We start from the raw sequence: 23,044 nt of genomic DNA on the forward strand, positions 1-23,044 counted from the left end.
GCCCCATATCCCCCGTGATTCCCACGGTTCCCCGTGGTCCCCCGTTACCCCGTACTCCCTACGACGCCTCCGGCGCCCTCCCGCTATGCGCCCTGTGACGCACATCACCGATCGAACTCACCGATCACCGGGGCGTCACCAGTGGACGACCACCTTGTCCCCGTTCCTGACCTGCGCGAACAGCCTCGCGATCGCCGCCTCGTCGCGGACGTTGACGCAGCCGTGGGAGGCCCCGTAGTAGCCGCGGGCCGCGAAGTCGGCGGAGTAGTGGACGGCTTGGCCCCCGCTGAAGAACATCGCGTACGGCATGGCGGTGTCGTACAGCGTCGACCAGTGGTGCCGGGATTTGAAGTACACGCTGAACACCCCCTCGCGGGTGGGCGTGTACTGGGAGCCGAACCGCACCTCGACCGTCGTCAGCGTCCTGCCGTCCACCATCCAGCGCAGTGTGCGGCTCGTCTTGCTGATGCACAGCACCCGGCCGGTCAGGCAGCGCGGGTCCGGTGCCGCGGCCGGCTGACCGCCGTACGCGTACAGGTCCCACTTGCCCGGCTCGTGCGTCATGTTCACCAGCCGTCTCCAGGTGGCGCTGTCCGTCTTCCCGGTCCGCGGCAGCCCCCGCTTGCCCTGGAACCCCTTGACCGCCCGGACGGTCAGATCGTCGTACGTGCCCGTGGGTCCGACGTGGAGCCAGGCGACCTGCCGGAGCCGGGCCTGCAACTCGCGCACCTCCAGCCCCTCGTCGCCGAGGGACCAGAGGACCTTGGGGGCGGGGGAGGGAGGGGCGGCGGGTGGTGCGGCCGGAGCGGTCGGCGCGGTGGTCGGTGCCTTCGGGTCCCCGCCGTTGCCGTCACCCGTGCCACCGCCTGTGCCACCGCCGTCGTCGCCGTCCTGCTTCGGGGTGGCGCCGGGCGTGGCGGTCACGTCGACGCGCACGGGCTGCCGCCGGCCGCTGTGCACATCCACCACCTGGCCCGTGCAGCCGCCGACCACGACGAGTGCCGCCAGCGCGGCCACCGATCTCCGCATGTCCTTCGTACGCATTCGGACCCCCGTCGTCTCGCGCCGCACCGGGCCGGTGGTTCCGCCGTCGTCGCGCGGTCGCGCCGCGGCAGTTCTCCCGGAGAGGTTTCCCGGGCGTGACCGGTCGTGAACTACGGGGCATTGTTGTGAGCAAGGTCCCAGCTTGGGCCCCACCATCGGGCGCACGGCGCCACTACAGTCCGTCGCTAGGTCGTTTGTACTAGCGAGTAACCAACGGAATCGCCAGCAACGCGGAGGCAACACCATGGCGCGCGAGTCGGAGTCCGGACTGCCCATCGAGCCGGTGTACGGACCGGAGGCGCTTGAGGGCTGGGATCCGGCGGAGAAGCTGGGCGAGCCGGGCCGGTACCCCTTCACCCGTGGCGTCTACCCGTCGATGTACACCGGCCGCCCCTGGACCATGCGCCAGTACGCCGGCTTCGGTACGGCCGTGGAGTCCAACGCCCGCTACAAGCAGCTCATCGCCAACGGCACGATGGGCCTGTCGGTCGCCTTCGACCTGCCGACCCAGATGGGCCACGACTCCGACGCCCCGATCGCGCACGGCGAGGTCGGCAAGGTGGGCGTGGCGATCGACTCGGTCGACGACATGGGGGTGCTGTTCGGCGGCATCCCGCTGGACAAGGTCTCGACGTCGATGACGATCAACGCCCCGGCGGCTCTGCTGCTGCTCATGTACCAGCTGGTGGCCGAGGAACAGGGGGTGAGTGCCGACAAGCTCACCGGCACGATCCAGAACGACGTGCTGAAGGAGTACATCGCGCGGGGAACGTACATCTTCCCGCCCAAGCCCTCGCTCCGTCTGATCGCCGACATCTTCAAGTACTGCAAGGCCGAGATCCCCAGGTGGAACACCATCTCGATCTCCGGCTACCACATGGCCGAGGCGGGCGCCTCTCCCGCGCAGGAGATCGCGTTCACGCTGGCCGACGGCATCGAGTACGTCCGCACGGCGGTCGCGGCCGGCATGGACGTCGACGACTTCGCGCCCCGCCTGTCCTTCTTCTTCGTGGCCCGTACGACGATCCTGGAGGAGGTGGCCAAGTTCCGTGCCGCCCGCCGGATCTGGGCCCGGGTGATGAAGGAGGAGTTCGGCGCCGAGAACCCCAAGTCGCTGATGCTCCGCTTCCACACCCAGACGGCGGGCGTCCAGCTGACGGCCCAGCAGCCCGAGGTGAACCTGGTCCGGGTCGCCGTGCAGGGCCTGGCCGCGGTCCTCGGCGGCACGCAGTCCCTCCACACCAACTCCTTCGACGAGGCGATCGCGCTGCCCACGGACAAGTCCGCGCGTCTGGCCCTGCGCACCCAGCAGGTGCTGGCGTACGAGACGGACGTGACCGCGACCGTCGACCCCTTCGCGGGCTCGTACGTCATCGAGAAGATGACCGACGACGTCGAGGCGGCGGCGGTCGAGCTGATGCGGAAGGTCGAGGATCTCGGCGGCGCGGTGGCGGCCATCGAGCACGGGTTCCAGAAGAACGAGATCGAGCGCAGCGCGTATCGCATCGCTCAGGAGACGGACTCCGGCGAGCGGGTCGTGGTCGGCGTCAACCGCTTCCAGCTGGATGAGGAGGAGCCGTACGAGCCGCTTCGGGTGGACCCGGCGATCGAGGCCCAGCAGGCGGAGCGCTTGGCCAAGCTCCGCGCCGAGCGCGACCAGCAGGCGGTGGACTCGGCGCTGGCGGCGCTGAGGAAGGCGGCCGAGGGGGAGGACAACGTCCTGTATCCGATGAAGGAGGCGCTGCGGGCTCGGGCGACTGTGGGGGAGGTGTGCAACGCGTTGCGGGGGGTTTGGGGCACGTACGTTCCATCGGATGCCTTCTGAGCTGGGCGATTCCTTCGAATGGGTGATCGGGGGCGGAAATCGCCCCTCCCCGGTTACTCTCGGGGAGAGTGCTCCTGAAAGGAGGTTGCCGTGGCTGTGATAGAGCGCGAGATGACGATCGCCGAAGCCGCCGACCGTGTCTCCAGCTGGCTGCCCGGACACCGCGTGGAGATCCTTCGAGGGAGCATCATCGTGTCGCCGCCGCTGGATGAGCCGCACCAGGGAGCGGTGTTTGAAGTTGGTTGTGAGATCCGGCAGGCCGGGGCGAAAGAGGCGGGTGCCAAGGTTCGCCCCGGTATTGGCGTGTGGCTGCCGACTGGCCCAGCGGATTATGCAATCCCGGACTTGTCTGTTGTAGAGGCCGACATCTCGGACGCGCTCGTCCAGAAGAACTGCTACGCCCCGCATGTCTTCCGCATGGTGCTTGAGGTCACCTCCTCCAACTGGGCGGACGACACGGCCATCAAGGTCGAGCTCTACGCGGAGGCGGGCATTCCCGTTTACCTCGTGGCTGACCGTCGGCACGAAGAAGTTCTCCTTTACCAGAAGCCGGTCGACGGCCAGTACCCCGCCCCCGTCCGCTACAAGCGGGGCCAGACCGTCCCCCTCCCCGAGTCCGTCGGTGTCACCCTCGAACTCTCCGTCGACACCCTCCTCGACGGCGACGACTGACTCCTCGGCCCCTCCGCCCGAAATCCCGAAGAGGAGTGTCACACCCCCGTGCGACACTCCTTTTCATGTTCGGTGTCGTCGATCTCCCCACTTACCTGGCGGGCCTCGTCCTGATCGTTCTCCTGCCCGGCCCCAACTCGCTGTACGTGCTGTCCGTGGCCGCCCGGCGCGGGATACGGGCCGGGTACCGGGGCGCGGCCGGGGTCTGGTGCGGGGACACCGTGCTGATGACGCTGTCGGCGGCCGGGGTCGCCTCGTTGCTCCAGGCGAACGCCGTGTTGTTCGGGATCGTGAAGTACGCCGGGGCCGGGTATCTGACGTGGCTGGCGGTGGGGATGCTGCGGGCCGCTCGGGGGATGTGGCGGAGCCGGCACGACGCGGTGGTGGAGGACCGGCCGGATGGCGAGGCCGGGGCCGGAGAGCGGCCGTTCCGGCGGGCGTTCGTGATCAGTCTGCTCAATCCGAAGGCGATCCTGTTCTTCGTCGCGTTCTTCGTGCAGTTCGTCGACCCGGGGTATGCCCACCCCGCCCTGTCCTTCGTCGTGCTCGGCGCCTTCGCCCAACTCGCCAGCGTGCTCTATCTGAGCGCCCTGATATTCGGCGGCACCAGGCTGGCCGCCGCCTTCCGCCGCAGGAAGCGGTTGTCGGCCGGGGCCACCTCGGCGGCGGGGACGCTGTTCCTGGGCTTCGCGGTCAAGCTGTCGCTGGCGAGCGCCGCGTAGCGGAGACCGGGGGAGCGGGGGCGAGCCCGACTCCGGTCGCGTACTCGGCCAGGCCGTCCGCCGTGTCGCCCGCCCAGCCGACGTGACCGTCGGGGCGGATGAGGAAGACGCCGGTGCCGTAGGCCTCGTAGGGCGGGATGCGGACCGTACGCACTCCGGTGAGCCGTGGCAGGTCGTGTGGGTCCGCCGTGCCGGCGCCGACCGTCAGCAGCGTCCAGTGCGGCCCTCGGAACGAGCCGAAGAGGTGTACGCCGCCACGGTGGCCGTCGGGGGCGCGGTCGCCGGCGTGGAGGGCGTCCGGGGGCAGGGCTTCGCGGGTGTCGACGGAGAGGGAGGCATCGCGGTAGCCGAGGTCGAGCTGCCGGGTGGCCCGGCCGCGGCGTTCCTCGCCCCGGTGGACCCGGGTGGACAGGCCGAGCATGGCCGCGGCCACGGGACGGCGCTCCTCCTCGTAGGTGTCCAGCAGGGCCGCGTCCGCCCCGTCGCGCAGCACCGCGCCCAGCTTCCAGCCCAGGTTGTACGCGTCCTGCACGCTCGTGTTGAGGCCCTGGCCCCCGGCGGGCGAGTGCACGTGCGCCGCGTCCCCGGCGAGGAACACGCGGCCCGCGCGGAAGCGGTCCGCCAACGCCGCCCGGGGCCGGAAGTCCGAGGCCCAGCGCACCTCGGTCACGTCCTCCGGGGCGAGGTGGGAGCGGGCAGCGACGACCTTTCGGATGCCGTCCGGCGAGAGGTCCACCACGGCGTCCGGCGCGGGGACCTGGGCGACGAGCTGGAAGTCCTCGGTGCCCGGCAGCGGGCAGATCGCCAGGAAACCACCGAAGCCGGCGGGGCGTTCGGCGCCATCTGTCGGCGGTGCCGGCGGGAACATGTGCCAGTTGTCGCGGTCCAACGTCGGTATGCGTACGTCGGCGACCAGCATCGGGCTCGGGTCCACGGTCTCGCCGGTCATGGGAATGCCCAGCAGCCGTCGGACGGTGGAGCGGCCTCCGTCGGCGGCCACGGCGTACCGGGCGCGGACGTCGGGACCGGCCGCGAAGGTCGCCGTCACGCCGTCGGAGTCCTGGGCGATGCCGGTCAGCTCGCGGTCGAAGGCGACGTCCCCGCCGAGTTCACGCAGCCTGGCCAGCAGGATCTCCTGGCTGCGCCACTGGGGGATCAGCCACGGGCCCTGATGCGGCTCGGCCTCCGTCGGCTCCGTCTCGTCGAACATCCGGTGCTCGCCCTGCCGTCGGCCGCCGGCCCAGACCATGCCGACGGGTGCCGGGCCCCCGGCCGCGCGGATCTCGTCGAGTACGCCGAGGTCGTCCAGGACCTCCAGGGTGCGCGGCTGGATCCCCTTGCCGCGTGAGCCGGGGAACAGTCCGCCGGCCCGCTCCACGACGAGTGCGCGTACGCCGCGCCGGGTCAGGTCGACGGTCAGGGCGAGACCGGTGGGGCCGGCTCCGACGACGAGGACGTCGGTGGCGTGCGGAGCCTTGGACGTCGGCGCGAAGTCGTTCATGAACGTTCTCCTTAACGTCGTTAAGTTGGTTTCGCTCCGAGGATGCGCTTAACGGCGTTAAGCTGTCAACGTGGTTCCCCGTAATTCCCCCAGGCTGGACAAGAAGCTGGTCACCGAGACGGCCCTGCGGCTGCTGAACGAGGTCGGACTGGAGGGGCTGAGTCTCCGTGTGATCGCCAAGGAGCTGGGCGTCCAGGCCCCGGCCCTCTACTGGCACTTCAAGAACAAGCAGGAGCTGCTGGACGAGATGGCCACGGAGATGCTTCGCCGCATGGCGGCCGACTGGGCGCGCGAGCCGACGGGGGTGGACGGCGGCGGGGACTGGCGCGAGGCGTTCCGGGCGCGGATGCGGGGGCTGCGCGAGCATCTGCTGCGGTACCGCGACGGCGCGAAGGTGTACAGCGGCACGCGCTTCACCGACCTGTCGTACGCCGAGCCCATGGAGGCGAACCTGCGCGTGCTCACGGCCGCCGGGTTCAGTCCGGCGGGGGCCGCGCGGGCCTGGTTCACGGCGTACAGCTACACGATCGGGTACGTCATCGAGGAGCAGGCGATGGGGCCCGACCCGGCGGTCGGCGTCGAAGGGTACGACCTCGACGCCCGGGCCGAGCGGCTCGCGGCGTATCCGCTGGCCACGGCGGCTGGGCGGGAGATGTTCCAGGGCCACGATCGGGGATTCGAGGTGGGGTTGGACGCGGTCCTGGCGGGGATCGAGGTGACGCTCAGGGGGAGTGGGGGCGAGTGAGAGGGGGTGCGGTGAGCTGGGGCGAGTGAGAGCGGGTGCGGTGAGTGGGGCGAACTACGAGCTCGGGTGGATGCGGTGTGTGGTCGGCTGCGGGTCGTGTGCGGCTGGTCGCGCCCACGCGGCGGAGCCGCACATCGACACGGCCCGCGCCCCTTGACGGCCCGCGCCCGCCCCATCGGCGTGCTGCGCCTGCCCCTTGACGTGCTGCGTCCGTCCCATCGGCGTGCTGCGCCTGCCCCTTGACGTGCTGCGTCCGTCCCATCGGCGTGCTGCGCCTGCCCCTTGACGTGCTGCGCCCGTCCGATCGACACGGCCCCGCGCCCCTTGATGAGCTGCGCCCCCCCATCGGCGTGCTGCGATGGCCCCCGCTCATGAAGCCGCGCCCCCTTCCCTGTGGAGGGGGCGCGGTGGTTGGTCAGCCGGTCTTTGCCCGTTTGCCGGCCTGCGCCTTCACGATGGCCCTTGTCACCACCGGGGGCAGCAGGTCCACCGCCAGGCGGCGGGCCGCGCTGCGTGGGGGCCTTGTCGGGCGGGGCTGGGGTTTCGGGGTCACGGGGGCCGGGGCCGGCTTCGGGGTGGGGGCCGGCTTCGGCTCCGGGGGCGTCCAGTGGCGGGACTTCGGGAAGTCGGGCGCCTTCATGCCCTTGGACTTCAGGCGGATGATGCGGTGGCCGGCCGCCTGCTGATTGCTGACGTGGCAGTCGTCGCGCTCGCTGATCATCTCCAGGAGGGCGTCCTGGATGGGCTCGGGGTCGTCCCAGGTGCCGTAGAGCTTCTGTGTGCTGAGGCAGATGGGGTTGAGGCCCCGGTTGAGCACGGCCTCCCACGCGGCGATGGAGACGCCGGGGGTGTGTTCCGAGCGGAAGTCGTCGAGGACGACGAGGCCGCCGGGGAGCAGGGCGTCATGGGCGGCGGTGATGTCGCCGTACACATGCTCGTAGAGGTGGGAGGCGTCGATGTGCACGAAGCGGCAGGAGCGCGGTTTGACCTCTCCGGGGACGATCGAGCTCGGGCCCTGCAGAACGCGGGGCAACTCGTCGTGGAAGGACAGATAGTTGGACTCGAAGGCCTGCCGGGTCAGCGTGCTGCGGTACGACTTGGTCGCCTCCGCCTGGTTGGCGTCGTCCGGTGCGTCGCTCTCGAAGAGGTCGCAGACCGTGTAGGCCTCGCCCTCCTGGAGGTGCTTGCCGAGGAAGATGGCGCTCTTGCCCATGTAGACGCCGACTTCGAGGAGGTCGCCTCTCTCGCCCGCGGCTTCCTGGCGGTTCAGGAACCAGTCGAAGAGGAGTTGGTCGAGCACCGGGAACCAGCCGGGGACGTCATCGAGTTCACGGGGCAGCCGGATCGTGCCTTGTTCAGAGGTCATGAGGACAGAAGACTCTCTTGGATCGACGAGGCGAGCAGGCGAACGGGCCAGGAACCTATGAGACGGCTATGGCCCGGTCAGGATGTTGCCGAGCCTGTCCCGAGGGGCGGTTCCAAATCCTGGGAACAGATGAACAGTGGACTAACTTCTGGTTGAGCGGCGGCGCCCGTCGGTCGGCACGCGGCGGCCGTCGAGCGATCTGCGCAGGATCGGCTGCAATGGGCGCTCCACCCCGTGGTGCAGCAGCCAGGCGAGCAGCAGCATCAGCGTCACGGTGAGCGCGAGGGTGAGGGCGGAGGACAGGCCCAGCCCTTGGTGCAGGGCCTGGACGACGGGCCAGCCCAGGTGCTCGTGCAGGAGGTAGAACGGGTAGGTCAGGGCTCCCGCCGTGGTCAGCCAGGCCCAGTCCACCCGGTCCAGCAGCCCGAGCGCGACCGCGCCGACGGCCACGAAGCCGACGGTGACGGCGAGGACGATGGCGAGCTCGGGGCGGTAGGAGAAGAAGGCGTCGTCCGGGGCGTGCCAGATCTCCTGGACCGTGTAGTACTGGCTCAGCAGCAGGCTGAAGGCCACGATCAGCCAGGCGGCGGTGTCGCGGCGGTCGCGGTGCACCAGGTAGAGGCCCATGCCGCCGATGAACAGGGACGCGTACTCCGGCATGAGGACCAGGTCGAGGAGCGGTTCGTTCGACGCCCGGGCCAGGGCCGCCGCGAGCGTCCAGCCGCCGCAGAACCAGATCACGTTCCTGCGGGTGACCCCGGGTACGACCACGCACAGCGCGAACAGGACGTAGAAGCGGACCTCCGCCCACAGGGTCCAGCACACGCCGAGCACGCGGTCGGCGCCGAGCGGCATCTGGAGCATGGTCAGGTTGACCAGGAACTCGCTGGGGGTGACCTTCGCGTAGGCGATGCCCGGGAGCGCGAAGACGGCGGCGACCAGGATCACCGCCGCCCAGTACGCCGGCAGCAGCCGGGCCGCCCGGGAGGCGAGGAAGGACTGGACCGAACGGCCCCAGCCACTGCGGCAGATGACGAAGCCGCTGATCACGAAGAAGGCCTGCACGCCCGCCCAGCCGTAGGCGAACCAGGTGTGCGCGGTGGGGAACTGGACGGCGGGCGAGGCCCCCCAGGCTCGCCCGATCTCCCCGTCGCGGCCTCCGTAGTGGTAGGCCGCGACGGACAGAGCGGCGAGGAGCCGTAAACCGTCGAGTGCGTACAGCCGTGGCCGAGCAGTCGTGCCCCTGAAGGGGCGCGGGGAACTGCGCGACCAGCCACAACGGAGCCGCAGTCGACCTGCTGGCCTTTCAGCGGAGCGTTCGGGCGTCGGAAGCGTGGTGCTCTTCGCGGTCACCCGGGGCTCACCCCAAGGTGGCTCGCTTGAGGGACCGGGCCCGGCGCGCGACTCTTCGCACCGTGGCGTTGCGGGGGATGAAGGCCAGCTGGACCGGGATGCCACCAGGCAGCCCCAGCGAGGTGAGGCGGCGGCGCTTGAAGTAGCGCTGGGTGTGGGCGTTCAGATTCTTCGTCAGGTACGCCTCGGTCTCCGCGCGCAGCGACGGGTAGATCTTCGCCTGCATGGCGAAGCCCACCGCCCGGACGAGGCGGTTGAGGTCCGCCACGCCCATGCCCGGCTTCTGCGAGGCGACCGCCTTCTTGTCGCCCAGCTCCGGCAGCAGCGCGTCCACGACGGTGACCGGCACCCGGTTGCTGTTCTCGTACGGGGCCAGCCGCTCCAGCAGGGTGCCGGTGCCGACGCGGGCGACGGGCAGGCCGTAGAGCGCGGAGGCGGTGAGCAGGGCCGTGGAGAAGCAGCCGACCACGAGGGCCGGGCGCATGCGCTGGTAGAGGACCTCGGCGAGCACCGGGGTGTCGAGGACCGTGAGCTCGGCGCCGAGACGCTCGGCCTCCTTCTCCAGGCCCCGGGACCAGCGGGCGGGGGCGCTGGGGTGCGGCTTGAACACCACGCGGGTGTGCCCGAGGGCGACCGCGCCCTTCAGCATCCGCACGTGAAGGTCCTCTTCCTCCTCGGCGGTGAGGATGCCGAGCGCGGAGAGGTACTGGCCGAGCAGCAGCGCGGGCTCCTCGATCGCGGGCAACGCGTCACCGGTGTCGACGAGTTCCGCCAGCACCTTCACGAAGGCGTCCGTCGGCACGATCTCCGCCTCGACGCCGAACTCGGTGAGGAGCAGGGGCTTCAGACCCGGCACCAGGTCCAGGTGGAGCAGACGGTCGATACGGGTGCCGACCAGCGGGTCGATCTTGTTGCGGGTGGGGCCGTAGCTCATCAGGCCGTCCGCGTAGACCGTGACGGGCGCGCCGGTGAAGATCTGGGTGAAGCCGAGCGCCGGGTGGACCTGGATGGACTCCACGGCCAGCTCCACGTCGTCGTCGCCCAGGCCCCACAGCAGTCGCAGATACCGCTCCCAGAGGGGTACGTCGTCCATGCGCGGGGACCAGCCGCCCGGGTGGAACGGGGAGATCGTCTCGTTCAGGAGATCACGTCGTCGAAGCGGGAGCGCAGCCGCTCGAAGCCGGGCATCTCGTCCAGGGCGGGGGCCGTCTCCGGTGTCGCCGCGTTGTTGGAGATCAGCAGGATGCGCCGGGAGGCGGGGCGGAAGCACTCGGTGTCCAGCGCGGCGGCCAGGGTGGCCGTGCCGTAGAGCGTGGACGCCATGAAGATCTGCGTGGTCACGCGGCGACCCCCGTACCGGCGGGACGGCGGCGGAGCCGGCGCAGCCGGGTGGCGCGCTGGACGTCCATGGAGTCGAGGGCCTCGTCGAGCACGTCCTGCGGCATTCGGCGCAGGGCGACCGCGCTCATCGACTTCAGTTTCCGTGCCACCGCCGGCTCGAACCTTTCGATGGATCCCAAATGATGGGAGATAATCGCGCAATATGTGCGCACGGCCTTGGGAAGTAGTTTGTCCGCGTCGCGGTCTTCCGCCGTTTCCGCGATGACCTGGTCGAATGCGCGAATGAAATCGAGCTGGCGGACATCACCGATCTGGGTCAAAGAGGACGCGACTCCGCGCCGGTAGAAGACACCGAGCAGGCCCACCGTGGCGAAGGATTCCGCCTCCCGGTGCAGCTTCCAGATCCACGGCCGGTCCTCCGCCGTGCGCAGCCCATGGGTGAAGTGCAGCACGCCCTTGTCGACCAGCCGGCGGTGGTAGATGCCGGCCCAGGCGTAGGCGTAGTCCACGGAGGTGGAGCGGTCGGCGGGCAGGATCGCGTCGCGCGGGTTCATCACCACGTTCCGCCGCCCGTTGGGCACCCGGTGCACCGAACGCGCCCGCGCGGTGCACTGGACGTGGTCGGTGCGCAGGAAGTCGCACCCCAAATCCTCGATGGCGGAGACGAGTTGCTCGTAGTAGCCGGGGGCGAGCCAGTCGTCCCCGTCGAGGAACGTCAGATATTCGCCGCGGGCCTTGTCGATGCCCGTGTTGCGGGCGGTCGCCAGTCCTCCGTTCTGCTCGTGTCTGACGTACACCGCCCCCGGCAACTCGCGCTCCGCGCGCGCGAGAATGTCCGGTGTCTCGTCGCGGGAGCAGTCGTCGACGAGAATGAACTCGAAGTCCTCGCGCGCGTTGGCGCTGAGGCTCTTCAAGGTGTCGGGCGCGTATTGCTGCACGTTGTAGAACGGCACGATGACGGAGAGCTTGACCACGCCTGTGACGTTAGGCGGCCGTCCGGCATTCGTCTTGACCGGCTGCTTGATGCCAGGTGAACGACGCGTGGCGGTCCCGTGAACCGGGCGCTTTTTCACGCCGTTCGCGGCCCGATTCGCCATTCGTCGACGCGCTGTTAACCCTTTGTTGCATTCGGGTTGGGCGGATCAACGGAATCGCTTCCTAGCGTCTTGGACGTGCCAGCAAGTACGCCAAGTACGCCGACAAGCAAGAGGAAGCCCCTGCGGGTGGCGGTCCTCGCGGATTCCGACACCCGGTGGAAATGGGGTGCGCTCACCGCGAAGCGCATCGCTCCGGAACACTCGGGGGAACCCTCGGGCGATGCGGACATCCGTCTGGACGGATTCCTCCTGCGCGGCCGGGCCACCCCGACCGCCCGCCAGCTCGACGAGGTCGGTGTGCGCGCGGACTCCCTCCGCGAGGTGACCGGCGTGGAGTTCCTGCGGGTCATGGGCGCCGAGGAGGCGGCCACGTCGTACGACGTCGTCGTGCTCGCCCTCGTCGGCGGCGGGGTCCAGGCCATGCTGCACGGTCTGCGCCAGGCCTGGGGCGCCCGTACCAGGCGGCCCGTGATCGTCACCGGCTATGTCGGTGTCGTCTACGAGAAGCTCGCCGACGGGCTGCTGCTGCGGCACGGCGCGGACCTCGTCCTCGCCAACTCCCGCCAGGACGCGGAGCGTTTCCGGGCCGTGTACGAGGGGGTCGGCGCCGACGCCTCGTCGGTCACCGAGGTCGCGCTGCCCTTCCTGGGCGGCAAGCCGTACGAGGGCGCCAACGACCCGTACACGGTCTGCTTCGCCGTGCAGCCGTCCGTCCCGGACAACCGCAAGGACCGTACGTACCTGCTGAACCGGCTCATCAAGCACGCCAGGCTGCACCCGGACCGCCAGGTGCTGCTGAAGCTGCGCTCCAAGCCGGGCGAGCACACCACGCACATCGAGGAGCTGCCGTACCAGAAGCTGGCGCAGAAGACGGATCTGCCGCCCAACTTCCGCCTGGTGTACGGGCACATGGGCGAGGTCCTCGACACCACCGACCTGCTGGTCACCATCAGCTCCACGGCCGCCCTGGAGTCCCTGCACCGCCGCGTCCCCACCGTGGTCCTCACCGACCTCGGGATCCGTGAGGCGCTCGGCAACCACCACTTCGTGGGCTCCGGCTGCCTGGCCTCCTGGGACCAGCTGGACGCCGGGTACGAGCCGGTGCCCGACCCCGAGTGGGTGGCCCGGCAGGGCGTTGTCGCGGACGGCTCGTACGCCACCGCCTTCGACGCCGCCCGCGACCGCATCGCCAAGCTGCTCGCCACCGAACTGCCGCCGCTGACGCCGTACTACACGACCGTCACCGCGCCGGGCTATCTGCCCGGCATCCTCGCCCGCCACCACCTCGGCCCCGACGGCAGCCCGCTGCCCGGGGCGCCCACCGCCGAGAAGCAGGCCGGACCCGTACGGCAGATCGTGCGCCGGGCGGCGCGCGGCGCCTACCGGCACGGGGTGCAGCGCGTGGCGCCCGTCATCCGGCGGATGGGGGAGCTGTGAGCCGCCGCCCCTCCACCGCTTCGCAAGCACCGCAAGGAGCACCAGCCATGTCCAACCCGGAAGCGGGCCCCGCTACTTCCGCCTCGGCGACGGGCCCCGGGACGGCCCAGCGCCGTGTCGTCGCCGTGATCCCCGCGCGCGGCGGCTCCAAGGGCGTCCCCGCGAAGAACCTCGCCCCCGTCGGCGGTGTTCCGCTGGTCGCCCGCGCCGTCCGCGAGTGCAAGGCGGCCCGCCTGGTGACCGACGTGGTCGTCTCCACCGACGACCACGCCATCGCCGCCGCCGCCCGTGAGTCCGGCGCCGAGGTCGTGCTGCGGCCCGCCGCCATCGCCGGGGACACCGCCACCTCCGAGGCCGCTGTCCTGCACGCCCTGGACGCCCACGAGGCGCTGCACGGCACGCCGGTCGACGTCGTCCTGCTCGTCCAGTGCACCAGCCCGTTCATCCTCCGCGAGGACATCGACGGCGTGGCCCGCGCGGTCGTCGAGCACGGCGCCGACACCGCGCTCACCGTCGCCCCGTTCCACGGGTTCATCTGGCGCGACACCGCCGACGAGTTCACCGGTGGTGAGCCGAGCCGCGTCGGTGCGGCGGTGGTCGACGGTGTGGCGGCGCACGACGTGTCCGCGCCGGTCGTCGGCGGTGGCCCGCAGAGCGAGGCCGCCGCCCACGAGGCCGCCGCCGGACTCGGCGCGGCCACGGCGGGCGACAGCCACGCCGACCCCGCGCTCACCGCCGGAGGCTACGGCGTCAACCACGACAAGTCCTTCCGCCCCCGCCGCCAGGACCGCCCCCAGGACCTGCTGGAGACCGGCGCCGCCTACGCCATGGACGCGGCCGGACTGCGCAAGCACAAGCACCGTTTCTTCGGCCGTACGGAACTCGTCCGCACCGACCCCGCCCGGGTCCTGGAGATCGACGACCCGCACGACCTCGCCCGCGCCCAGGCCCTCGCGCCGCTCTTCGACGCGAACCGGCCCGGCGCCCTCCCGACCGCCGCCGACATCGACGCGGTCGTCCTCGACTTCGACGGCACCCAGACCGACGACCGGGTGCTGATCGACTCCGACGGACGGGAGTTCGTCTCCGTGCACCGCGGGGACGGACTCGGCATCGCGGCCCTCCGCAAGAGCGGCCTGAAGATGCTCATCCTGTCCACGGAACAGAACCCGGTGGTCGCCGCCCGGGCCCGGAAGCTGCAGATCCCGGTGCTCCACGGCATCGACCGGAAGGACCTCGCACTGAAGCAGTGGTGCGAGGAACAGGGCATCGCGCCCGAGCGCGTGCTCTACGTCGGCAACGACGTCAACGACCTCCCGTGCTTCGCCCTCGTGGGCTGGCCCGTGGCGGTCGGAAGCGCCCACGACATCGTCCGTGGCGCCGCGCGCGCGGTCACCACCGTCCCCGGTGGTGAAGGCGCGATCCGAGAGATCGCCGGCTGGATCCTCGGTCCGTCTCTCGACTCTCTCGACCCCCTCGACAGTTAAGGAAACGTCCCACCATGAGCACCAACTCCCGTCTGCGCACCTTCGGTTCGAAGACCGCCGGCCCCGGTCAGCCCGTCTACATCTGCGGTGAGATCGGCATCAACCACAACGGTGAGCTGGAGAACGCCTTCAAGCTGATCGACGCCGCCGCCGAGGCCGGCTGTGACGCCGTCAAGTTCCAGAAGCGCACCCCCGAGATCTGCACCCCCCGCGACCAGTGGGACATCGAGCGCGACACCCCCTGGGGCCGCATGACCTACATCGACTACCGCCACCGGGTGGAGTTCGGTGAGGACGAGTACCGTCAGATCGACGAGTACTGCAAGGAGAAGGGGATCGACTGGTTCGCCTCCCCGTGGGACACCGAGGCCGTCGCCTTCCTGGAGAAGTTCGACGTCCCCGCCCACAAGGTGGCCTCCGCCTCCCTGACCGACGACGAGCTGCTCCGCGCCCTGCGCGCCACGGGCCGGACCGTGATTCTGTCGACCGGCATGTCGACGCCGAAGCAGATCCGCCACGCGGTCGAGGTCCTGGGCAGCGACAACATCCTGCTCTGCCACGCCACCTCGACCTACCCGGCGAAGGCCGAGGAGCTCAACCTCCGCGTCATCAACACCCTCCAGGCCGAGTACCCGAACGTCCCGATCGGCTACTCCGGCCACGAGACGGGCCTGCAGACCACGCTGGCGGCCGTGGCCCTGGGCGCCACCTTCGTCGAGCGCCACATCACCCTCGACCGCGCGATGTGGGGCTCCGACCAGGCCGCCTCCGTCGAGCCGCAGGGCCTCGCCCGCCTCGTCCGCGACATCCGCACCATCGAGGCCTCCCTCGGCGACGGCGTCAAGAAGGTCTACGACTCCGAGCTCGGCCCCATGAAGAAGCTGCGCCGCGTCACCGGCGTCGTCGCCGAGGCGGAGATCGCGGCGGCGGCGGGCGAGCCGGTCGGCGTCTGACACCCAGGCGGGCGGGGGCGGCGGCGCGGCAGCCGTACGTAGCTGCGGGCAGTCGTGTCGCCGGGCGCGGCCGTGCATAGCTGCGGGCAGTCGTGTCGCTGGGGCGGCACGGGTGGGCGCAGCGGCACCTCGTAGCGCCGAGTCGCGCAACCCACCCCCGCCCGGCCCCGGCACCGGGCACGCACTACCCCGGGCACCCCATACGCCGTACCCCCGGCACCTGAAGATCCGTACTCACGGAAGCGACGGACACACGTCGATGACCCCCCGCACCGGAACCGCCGGCCCCCACACTCTCGCCTTCGTCGAGAGCCCGGTACAGCTGCTGAACGTGCTGGAGTGGGCGCACGCCCATGCCTCCGGCACCGAGGAGGGCGGCGCGCCGCCCGGCGGTTCCGACGTGCGGCCGGACGGGACGGCGGCCGGCGCGGGGCTCACCCTCGTCGTCCTGTCACCCAACGACCCCATGACCCGGGGCCAGTTGCGCCGCATGGCGGAGCTCGCGCGGGACGAGGGCCACGAGGTGCGCTGGGAGGAGGCGCGGGGCGGCACATCGGCCCCGTTCCACACCATCACCGGCCTGGCCCCGCTGCTGCGCCGGGCCGTCCGGGTGGTGATGGGCGACCCGTTCTCCCGCTACGTACAACTGCTGCTCACCATCACCCGCGCCGAGGACCTGGTCGTCGTCGACGACGGCACGGCCACCATGGAGTTCGTCTCCCAGCTGGCCCGCGGCGAGCGCCTGGTCCGCTGGCACCGCAAGGGCGGCCGTCCCGGCCCCCGGGACCTGGTCTTCGCCCCGGTCTCCGCGAAGGCCCGCAAGCGACTGACCCCGGCCGAGGGCAGACGCGTCGAGGTGTTCTCCTCCATGCCGATCGACGAGACCCCCGAGGGCGTCACCGTCACGGCCAACGACTTCTCCTGGACCCGCGCCCGCTTCGGCCCGCCCCGCATCACCAAGGGCGCGGACCTGGTCGGCACCTCCCTGGTGGAGACCGGCGTGGTGGACGGCGCCCGCTACCTCGAAGCGGTCCGCACCCTCGCCCGCACCCATGGCGCGACCCGCTACTTCGCCCACCGCCGCGAAAGCAGCGAGAAACTCCACGCCCTGGCCACCGAGACGGGCCTGGAGATCGTCCGCCCCGACCTCCCCCTCGAACTGATCGCCCGCCGAGGCCCCATCGGCCGCACGATCCTGAGCTTCCCGTCGACGGTGGTCCACACCCTGCCGCTGGCATTGGCCGGCACCGACGTACGGGTCGCCGTCTGCGACATCGACCCCACCTGGCTGACGGCGAACGCGTCCCCCCGCGCCCAGGGCTTCCTGTCGGGCGTGACGGGCACGGCGAGGGACGTACACCGGTTGTCGTCGGTGGCGCCGTTATAACCCGTCCGGAAACCCATCCGGAGCAAGAGCTTCCCCGGTTATCGTGCCGCGAGGGCGAAGGCCCTGTCACCAAGGGGAAGTCGATCCCCAAGAGGGGGAGTCGGGACGGCATGACCACACACGGCGAACGCACCCGGCTGACACCCACGGCGGACGGCCACAAGGTCACCCCCGCCGAGCTCTTCTTCGACCTGGTCTTCGTCTACGCGATCACCCAGGTCACCGCCCTGATGGCAGCCGACGCCACCGCCCTGCGCCTGCTGGGCGGCATGGTCGTACTGGCCCTCCTGTGGTGGTGCTGGTGCTGCTTCGCCTGGCTCGGCAACGTCGTACGCGCCGACTCGGGCGGCATGTTCGCGGTGCTGGTGTCGGTGATGACGGTCGTCCTGATCGTCTCCCTCACCGTCCCCGAGGTCTACGACGACGCCCCAGGCGGCCTCCCCGCCCCCTTGCTCTTCGTCCTCTGCTACGGCGCGGTCAGAGCCCTCCACCTGATCACGTACTGGCTCTCCGCCCCCGACGACAAACCCCTCCGGGCCACCCTCCGCCGCACGGCCCTCCTCTCGGTGCTCCCACCCTTCGCGCTCCTGCTGGTGGGCGCGGCCTTCGAGGGAGTCACCCAGATCCTGATCTGGCTGGCGGCGGTGACGATCGACTACCTGGGCATCTTCATCACAGACAAGTCGGGCTGGCGGGTGGCCTCCCCCGCCCACTTCTCCGAACGCCACGGCCTGATCGTCATCATCGCGCTGGGCGAATCGATCGTGGCCATCGGCGTGGGCGTGACGGGCTACCCGGTGACGATCCCGGTGGTCGCAGCGGCAGCCCTGGGCCTCCTGATCTCCGCCGCCCTGTGGCGCCTGTACTTCCACGGCGTCAGCGAGCCGACGGAACACCGCTTGGCCCAACTGACGGGCGACGCCCGTACGACCCTGGCCCGTGACGTGTACACCTTCCTCCACCTCCCCCTGGTCGCCGGCGTCGTCATCACGGCCCTCGGCATGAAGAAGACCCTCCAACAGGTGGCCGACACCGAGCACTACGGCCTCGCCGAGCCCCTGCACGGCATGCCCGCCTGGGCCCTGGCGGGCGGAGTGGGCCTGTTCCTCCTGGCCTCGGCGGCGATCCTCCTCCGTACCTCCGGCCACCGTTCCCCGGCCCTGATCACCGGTGGCGTACTGTGCCTGGCAGCGGGCCCGGTGGTGGCCCTCGTGCCGGCCCTGGCGGCACTCGCCGCCCTGGTGGCGGCCGTCACCGCCCTGCTGATCCTGCACGGGCGTACGACGCACACGGCAGCCGGCGCGTCGAGGGGCCTCGCGGCCGGCTGAGCGCGCACGGTTCAATCGGTGGTCGTCGCGGCGAGGACGGCGACACGGCGGCCATCGGGGGACAGGGCGACGATCCCGTAGTCGGCCAGGTCGTTGTGGAACCACTCGGCATCCGCCTCGAACCGGTACCAGGTACAGGCACGGGCGAGCTTCTCGACCTCGGCGGCGCTCGCGGTCGGGTCGGCTCCGCAGAGCCCGGCGAGGGAGCGCCAGGCGCTCAACCGCCCGAACGCACCGTGGACGCCCGATGTGCCGAATCCGCCCGCCGAGGCGGTCATGAACAACGTCAACCAGACCGTGTCGAGCGTGCACATCTCGCCCTCGAACCGGTCCTGTCCACCCAGTCCCCGCAGACAGTCCATCGGCAGCGTCGTCACGACTCCCGGCAGATCCCCGGGAACGACGGGCTCGTCCGTTTCGAACACCCGCACCTCATGGTCACCCCAGCGACCGTCCGCGGGCGGTCCTCCGATCAATTCGATCAGATGGGCGGGCGTGGCCTCCCGGACCCGATGGCGGGCGGCTGCCCGGCGGGCCGCCACGTCGACAGGAGCCGGAGACATCATGGCCGGGACGCTGCCGGAAGCGCTGTTCCGATAGCCGCGGCTCGGGAGCCACGCGCCCAGCTCCGTTTCCATCTCCGAGAGCCGGGCGGGCAGCCAGGCGAGGGGGCTCCATGTGAAGGGCAGGAGATCCGGGCGTCGGGTGGCACGGTGGAGCAGCCTGCCGGGATCCGCCCCGCGCAGGAGCAACTCGTGGAACAGACAGGCTCGTAGCAGATGGTGCTCGTCGCTTTCCGCGTGCCGGAGGACGTACAGCGCGTCGTCGAGGGACTGCGCCTCGGCGATCAGGGACGCCAGCAGGCGCGGGTCGCTCGCACGGGTGTGCCGCGCCTGAGGGCTCAGGGCGAGCAGCTGCTCCACGAACCGTCGCCCCGGAGTGAGCGCCAGAACCCTCAGAACGAACGCGAGGTCGTCGTTGAGAAACCTCAGCCGTTCCCGGACCTGCTCGGCCTCCACGGCAAGCGCCTCACCGACCGCGCCGATCCGCTCGGCATCCCCATGCCTGGCCCACGCCTCGATCGTGATCGGGGGGTACCGCTCACCGGCGTCCCCTCCAGCCCCGCCTACGCTCACCCTGTGCCGCCTTCCCCCTGGGCCGTACTCCGACGGTGATCAGCTGTGAGGGTAGAAGACAGCGGCTCCCACCCGCTTCTCCGGCAATCGGAGACCGCCTACCTGCGGCACACCTGGCACACCCGCCCCTGGGCCGCCCCGGCCGTCGCCGAGCGGCCGGCGCCCACATCGCCGAGCGCCTCGCGGGCCCCCGTGTGGAGTACGGCCCTCCGGGTGCTGAGGGTGGCGCAGGAGGGTGACGCCCGTCACCAGCCGCTCGGTCGAGACGTTGGTCACGAGCTCGGCGTGATCCCCGTCGATCGCGGCCTACGCCTCGTCCTCCCGCCAGGTGAACTCCGACAGCCCCGACGCGGACCCCTTCTCCTCGGCGCCGCCGCCACCGCGTGACCGCAGCAGCCAGACCACCCACGCCAGCCCCCACCCCGCCAGGATCATGAGGAAGAGGCAGGTCAGGACCAGGGCCGTCGTGCCGAGAAGGCCGAATTCGGCCAGCATCCAGGGGATCTGTTCCTCACCGCAGCCGCACGCCTCCATGACTCCGGTCCCCCCGTCCTGTGCCCGGTCGCCGCCGCCGACGGCGGCTCCAGGGCCAGCCTGCCCACCCGCACCGGGCCGAGCACCCCGCGTGGCCGAACAGTGGCCCGGCGGTGATGGTTTCGGGACGATCGAGTGGCGCGGACGTGGTATCCGTGGAGGGTGGGAATCGTCCGGACACCCCGGACGTTTGGACGATGGGAATCGCGGGCAACCCCGGCGTTCCCTGAGGGACGCCCCGGTCATCCCGGTGGACCGCGGCGCCGACGGCGCCCGCGACGGCGTCGCCGACCCCCGCGAAGGGTGTCGACGGCGTCGAGGATCGCGTCCCGCCTCTGAGGTCCACCCGCCCGAAAGACGGACGGGTATACCCATCCCTGCCAATACGTATGCGTCGAGCGGCCAGAAACTTCGCCTCGCGGGCTGATTTTTTGTTGATCGCGGGTAGGTTGGCCGCCCGATCGCCCTACCCTTCAGAGGGTGAACCAACTGATGTCCCGAGAGTCCGAGGCCGATCTGCCCGGGGAAGCCGAAGCCGTGCTCCCCGGCACCCTGCCGGAAGCCCTGCGTGCCGAGCTCGTCGCGTTCCGCCGTGACCTGCACATGCACCCGGAGCTCGGCAACCAGGAGTTCCGTACGACCGCCGCCATCAAGGCCCGCCTGGAGAAGGCAGGGCTCCGGCCGCGCGTGCTCGAAACCGGAACCGGGCTCATCTGTGACATCGGCGACTGGGACGACACCCGATCGGCCCTCGCCATCCGCGCCGACATCGACGCGCTCCCCATCCCGGACACCAAGGCGGACTGCGACTACCGCTCCACCGTCCCGGACCGCGCCCACGCCTGCGGCCACGACGTGCACACCACCGTCGTACTCGGCGCCGGCCTCGTCCTCGCCGACCTGCACCACAAGGGCGAGCTGCCGCGACCCGTACGGCTGATCTTCCAGCCCGCCGAGGAGGTCCTTCCCGGCGGCGCGGCCGACGTGATCAAGACCGGTGCGCTCAACGGCGTCGGGCGGATCATCGCCGTCCACTGCGACCCCAGAGTCGACGCCGGCCGCATCGGACTGCGCCACGGGCCCATCACCTCGGCCTGCGACCGGCTGGAGATCGCGCTCGACGGCCCCGGCGGCCACACCGCGCGCCCCCATCTCACCACCGACCTCGTCACCGCCGCCGCCCGCGTCGTCACCGACGTGCCCGCGGTGGTCGCCCGCCGGGTCGACGCCCGCAGCGGTCTCTCGGTGACCTGGGGCCGGATCGAGTCGGGCCACGCGCCCAACGTCATCCCTCAGCACGCCGAGCTCTCCGGCACCATCCGCTGCCTCGACATCAACGCCTGGCGGCAGGCGCCCGACCTGGTCCACGAGGCGGTCGCCGAGGTCGCGACCATGCATCGCGCCAAGTCCGAGATCAACTACATCCGCGGTGTCCCGCCGGTCGTCAACGACCCCGTCGTCACCGAGCTGCTGCACGACGCCATGGCCGCCCGCCGCGGCGCCAAGTCCATCGAGGACACCGAGCAGAGCCTGGGCGGCGAGGACTTCTCCTGGTACCTGGAGCACGTCCCGGGCGCCATGGCCCGCCTCGGTGTCCGCCGCCCCGGCGACCTCACCGTCCGCGACCTCCACCAGGGCGACTTCGACGCCGACGAGCACGCCATCACCGTGGGCGTGGAACTCTTCACCGCCGCCGCCCTCCTCGACGCCCGCATGCAACTCCTGGACGCGGCGGCCACCGTCGGATAGGCGCCACCTCCACACCCTCGGTACCTGGTGCGCGTGCCCGTACGACCGCCGTACGACACGCGCACCTCACGCGGGAGTCACCCCGTGTACACGGAACGCGAGCGACGTGGGAATGGGATATGCCCTGGGGTGCCCCTTTCGTTCCTCTGGTTCACGGGGACGTAACGGCCATCGGCACGAATGGATAACGGCCGGTCGAAACCCCGTTCCCAGGAGTGTCTACGCGCGTTAATGTGCGCCGAACTGAGCACCCGGCTGCGGGGCTGTGGAGAAGATGGGGAACTTCAAGATGCGTCGAATATCCAAACTGACCCGCGTCGCGGTGGGGGTGGCGTCGCTGGCGCTCGCCGCCACGGCCTGTGGTGGCACCAGCAGCGAGAGCGCCGCCGGCAGCGACGGCGAGAGCAAGGGCACCAAGGGCCTGGCGATCGCCTACGACATCGGCGGCAAGGGCGACCAGTCCTTCAACGACGCCGCGTACGCGGGCCTGGAGAAGGCGAAGAAGGAGTTCGGGTACGACACCGCCGACATCGAGCCCACCGAGGGCGAGACCGACGCGGACAAGGAGCAGCGCCTGGCCTCCCTGGCCAAGCAGGGCTACAACCCGGTCATCGGCATCGGCTTCGCCTACGGCCCCGCCATGCAGGCCGTCGCCAAGGACTACCCGGACACCACCTTCGGCATCGTCGACTCGGAGGTCAAGGCCGACAACGTGGCGTCCCTGGTCTTCGCCGAGCAGGAGGCCTCCTACCTCGCCGGTGTCGCGGCGGCCAAGGCCACCAAGACGAACACCGTGGGCTTCGTGGGCGGTGTGGACATCCCGCTCATCCACAAGTTCGAGGCCGGCTACAAGCAGGGCGTCGAGGACACCAGCGGCGGCAAGGTCAAGGTCATCTCGCAGTACCTGACCCAGACCGCCGAGGAGGGTGGCTTCTCCAGCCCCGACAAGGGCAAGGCCGCCGCCGAGGGTCAGATCGAGAAGAAGGCCGACGTCGTCTACCAGGCCGCGGGTCTCTCCGGTCAGGGCGTGATCGAGGCCGCCGCCAAGGCGAAGGTCTGGGCGATCGGCGTCGACTCCGACCAGTACAAGCAGGAGGCCCTCGCCTCCTACAAGGACTACATCCTCACCTCCGCCCTCAAGGACGTCGGCGGCGCGGTCTACACCCTCGCCAAGTCCGTCAAGGACGGCAAGCCCCTCACCGGCACCCAGACCTTCGACCTGAAGGTCAACGGCGTGGGCCTCGCCGAGTCGAACCCCGAGTTCGCCAAGATCGAGGGCCTCTCCGACGCGGTCGCCAAGGCCAAGGAAGGGATCATCGACGGCACGATCAAGGTGAAGACCGAGTAGTCACACACCTCTGAGTCCA

18 protein-coding genes and 1 pseudogene are annotated in these 23,044 nt (G+C 70.6%); 11 read left to right on the forward strand and 8 right to left on the reverse strand.

Translation table 11 applies throughout. From position 1 onward, the window contains the following. Positions 1-135 precede the first annotated feature (135 nt). Complete coding sequence (locus STRIP9103_RS20630) at positions 136-1,044, reverse strand: L,D-transpeptidase family protein (RefSeq protein ID WP_009316171.1); 909 nt, start codon at positions 1,042-1,044, stop codon at positions 136-138. 244 nt (positions 1,045-1,288) lie between these two features. Between STRIP9103_RS20630 and STRIP9103_RS20635 the strand changes: the two genes are divergently transcribed. From STRIP9103_RS20635 to leuE, 3 genes are all read left to right on the forward strand, one after another. Further along, positions 1,289-2,869: an acyl-CoA mutase large subunit family protein gene (locus STRIP9103_RS20635; protein ID WP_009316168.1), complete on the forward strand. Its 1,581-nt coding sequence runs from the start codon at positions 1,289-1,291 to the stop codon at positions 2,867-2,869. 111 nt (positions 2,870-2,980) lie between these two features. Beyond that, the gene (locus STRIP9103_RS20640; protein WP_048820657.1) at positions 2,981-3,541 is read left to right on the forward strand and encodes a Uma2 family endonuclease; all 561 of its coding nucleotides are present in this window, start codon (positions 2,981-2,983) and stop codon (positions 3,539-3,541) included. A 65-nt stretch (positions 3,542-3,606) separates the two neighbouring features. Beyond that, on the forward strand, positions 3,607-4,263 hold the full coding sequence (gene leuE, locus STRIP9103_RS20645) for a leucine efflux protein LeuE (RefSeq protein ID WP_009316152.1): 657 nt from the start codon (positions 3,607-3,609) through the stop codon (positions 4,261-4,263). On the opposite strand, the gene STRIP9103_RS20650 is transcribed toward leuE, so the two are convergent. Beyond that, a complete protein-coding gene (locus tag STRIP9103_RS20650) occupies positions 4,235-5,764 on the reverse strand; it encodes an FAD-dependent oxidoreductase (protein ID WP_009316172.1) in 1,530 nt (509 codons plus the stop codon). The genes leuE and STRIP9103_RS20650 overlap by 29 nt on opposite strands. Positions 5,765-5,834: 70 nt before the next feature. Here STRIP9103_RS20650 and STRIP9103_RS20655 point away from each other — a divergent pair, with 70 nt between their 5' ends. Then, a complete protein-coding gene (locus STRIP9103_RS20655; RefSeq protein WP_009316151.1) occupies positions 5,835-6,509 on the forward strand; it encodes a TetR/AcrR family transcriptional regulator C-terminal domain-containing protein in 675 nt (224 codons plus the stop codon). A 415-nt stretch (positions 6,510-6,924) separates the two neighbouring features. Here STRIP9103_RS20655 and STRIP9103_RS20660 read toward each other — a convergent pair whose 3' ends face one another. The 4 genes and pseudogenes from STRIP9103_RS20660 to STRIP9103_RS20675 form a co-directional block, all read right to left on the reverse strand. Beyond that, positions 6,925-7,875, reverse strand: a complete 951-nt coding sequence (locus STRIP9103_RS20660) for a class I SAM-dependent methyltransferase (protein WP_009316154.1) — start codon at positions 7,873-7,875, stop codon at positions 6,925-6,927. Between the two features lie 141 nt (positions 7,876-8,016). Beyond that, a complete protein-coding gene (locus STRIP9103_RS20665; protein ID WP_009316176.1) occupies positions 8,017-9,228 on the reverse strand; it encodes an acyltransferase family protein in 1,212 nt (403 codons plus the stop codon). A 7-nt stretch (positions 9,229-9,235) separates the two neighbouring features. Then, positions 9,236-10,569: pseudogene (locus tag STRIP9103_RS20670) on the reverse strand (alpha-2,8-polysialyltransferase family protein). Continuing rightward, positions 10,566-11,543, reverse strand: coding sequence for a glycosyltransferase family 2 protein (locus STRIP9103_RS20675; RefSeq protein WP_048820655.1), 978 nt, complete (start codon positions 11,541-11,543; stop codon positions 10,566-10,568). The pseudogene STRIP9103_RS20670 and the gene STRIP9103_RS20675 overlap by 4 nt, the downstream one beginning before the upstream one ends. 198 nt (positions 11,544-11,741) lie before the next feature. On the opposite strand from STRIP9103_RS20675, the gene STRIP9103_RS20680 reads away from it, so the two are divergent. From STRIP9103_RS20680 to STRIP9103_RS20700, 5 genes are all read left to right on the forward strand, one after another. After that, on the forward strand, positions 11,742-13,103 hold the full coding sequence (locus STRIP9103_RS20680) for a DUF6716 putative glycosyltransferase (protein WP_078613986.1): 1,362 nt from the start codon (positions 11,742-11,744) through the stop codon (positions 13,101-13,103). Positions 13,104-13,150: 47 nt separating this feature from the next. Then, positions 13,151-14,590, forward strand: coding sequence for an N-acylneuraminate cytidylyltransferase (locus STRIP9103_RS20685; RefSeq protein WP_009316149.1), 1,440 nt, complete (start codon positions 13,151-13,153; stop codon positions 14,588-14,590). A gap of 14 nt (positions 14,591-14,604) precedes the next feature. Then, positions 14,605-15,543 (forward strand): N-acetylneuraminate synthase family protein, encoded by a 939-nt coding sequence (locus STRIP9103_RS20690; RefSeq protein ID WP_009316179.1) that lies wholly within the window; start codon positions 14,605-14,607, stop codon positions 15,541-15,543. A 259-nt stretch (positions 15,544-15,802) separates the two neighbouring features. Beyond that, entirely contained in the window at positions 15,803-16,930 is a 1,128-nt protein-coding gene (locus tag STRIP9103_RS20695; RefSeq protein WP_009316160.1) for a hypothetical protein, read from the forward strand. Positions 16,931-17,040: 110 nt separating this feature from the next. Next, a complete protein-coding gene (locus STRIP9103_RS20700; RefSeq protein WP_009316162.1) occupies positions 17,041-18,258 on the forward strand; it encodes a low temperature requirement protein A in 1,218 nt (405 codons plus the stop codon). Between the two features lie 11 nt (positions 18,259-18,269). On the opposite strand, the gene STRIP9103_RS20705 is transcribed toward STRIP9103_RS20700, so the two are convergent. After that, a complete protein-coding gene (locus STRIP9103_RS20705; RefSeq protein WP_009316155.1) occupies positions 18,270-19,394 on the reverse strand; it encodes a DUF6183 family protein in 1,125 nt (374 codons plus the stop codon). A 306-nt stretch (positions 19,395-19,700) separates the two neighbouring features. Beyond that, complete coding sequence (locus tag STRIP9103_RS20710; protein ID WP_009316150.1) at positions 19,701-19,928, reverse strand: hypothetical protein; 228 nt, start codon at positions 19,926-19,928, stop codon at positions 19,701-19,703. A 492-nt stretch (positions 19,929-20,420) separates the two neighbouring features. Between STRIP9103_RS20710 and STRIP9103_RS20715 the strand changes: the two genes are divergently transcribed. Continuing rightward, positions 20,421-21,677: an amidohydrolase gene (locus tag STRIP9103_RS20715; RefSeq protein ID WP_009316166.1), complete on the forward strand. Its 1,257-nt coding sequence runs from the start codon at positions 20,421-20,423 to the stop codon at positions 21,675-21,677. Positions 21,678-21,966: 289 nt separating this feature from the next. After that, a complete protein-coding gene (locus STRIP9103_RS20720) occupies positions 21,967-23,025 on the forward strand; it encodes a BMP family lipoprotein (protein ID WP_158696897.1) in 1,059 nt (352 codons plus the stop codon). The last annotated feature ends 19 nt before the right edge of the window (positions 23,026-23,044 follow it).

It is taken from the genome of Streptomyces ipomoeae 91-03, assembly GCF_000317595.1.
In the GTDB taxonomy this organism is placed as follows: Bacteria; Actinomycetota; Actinomycetes; order Streptomycetales; family Streptomycetaceae; genus Streptomyces; species Streptomyces ipomoeae.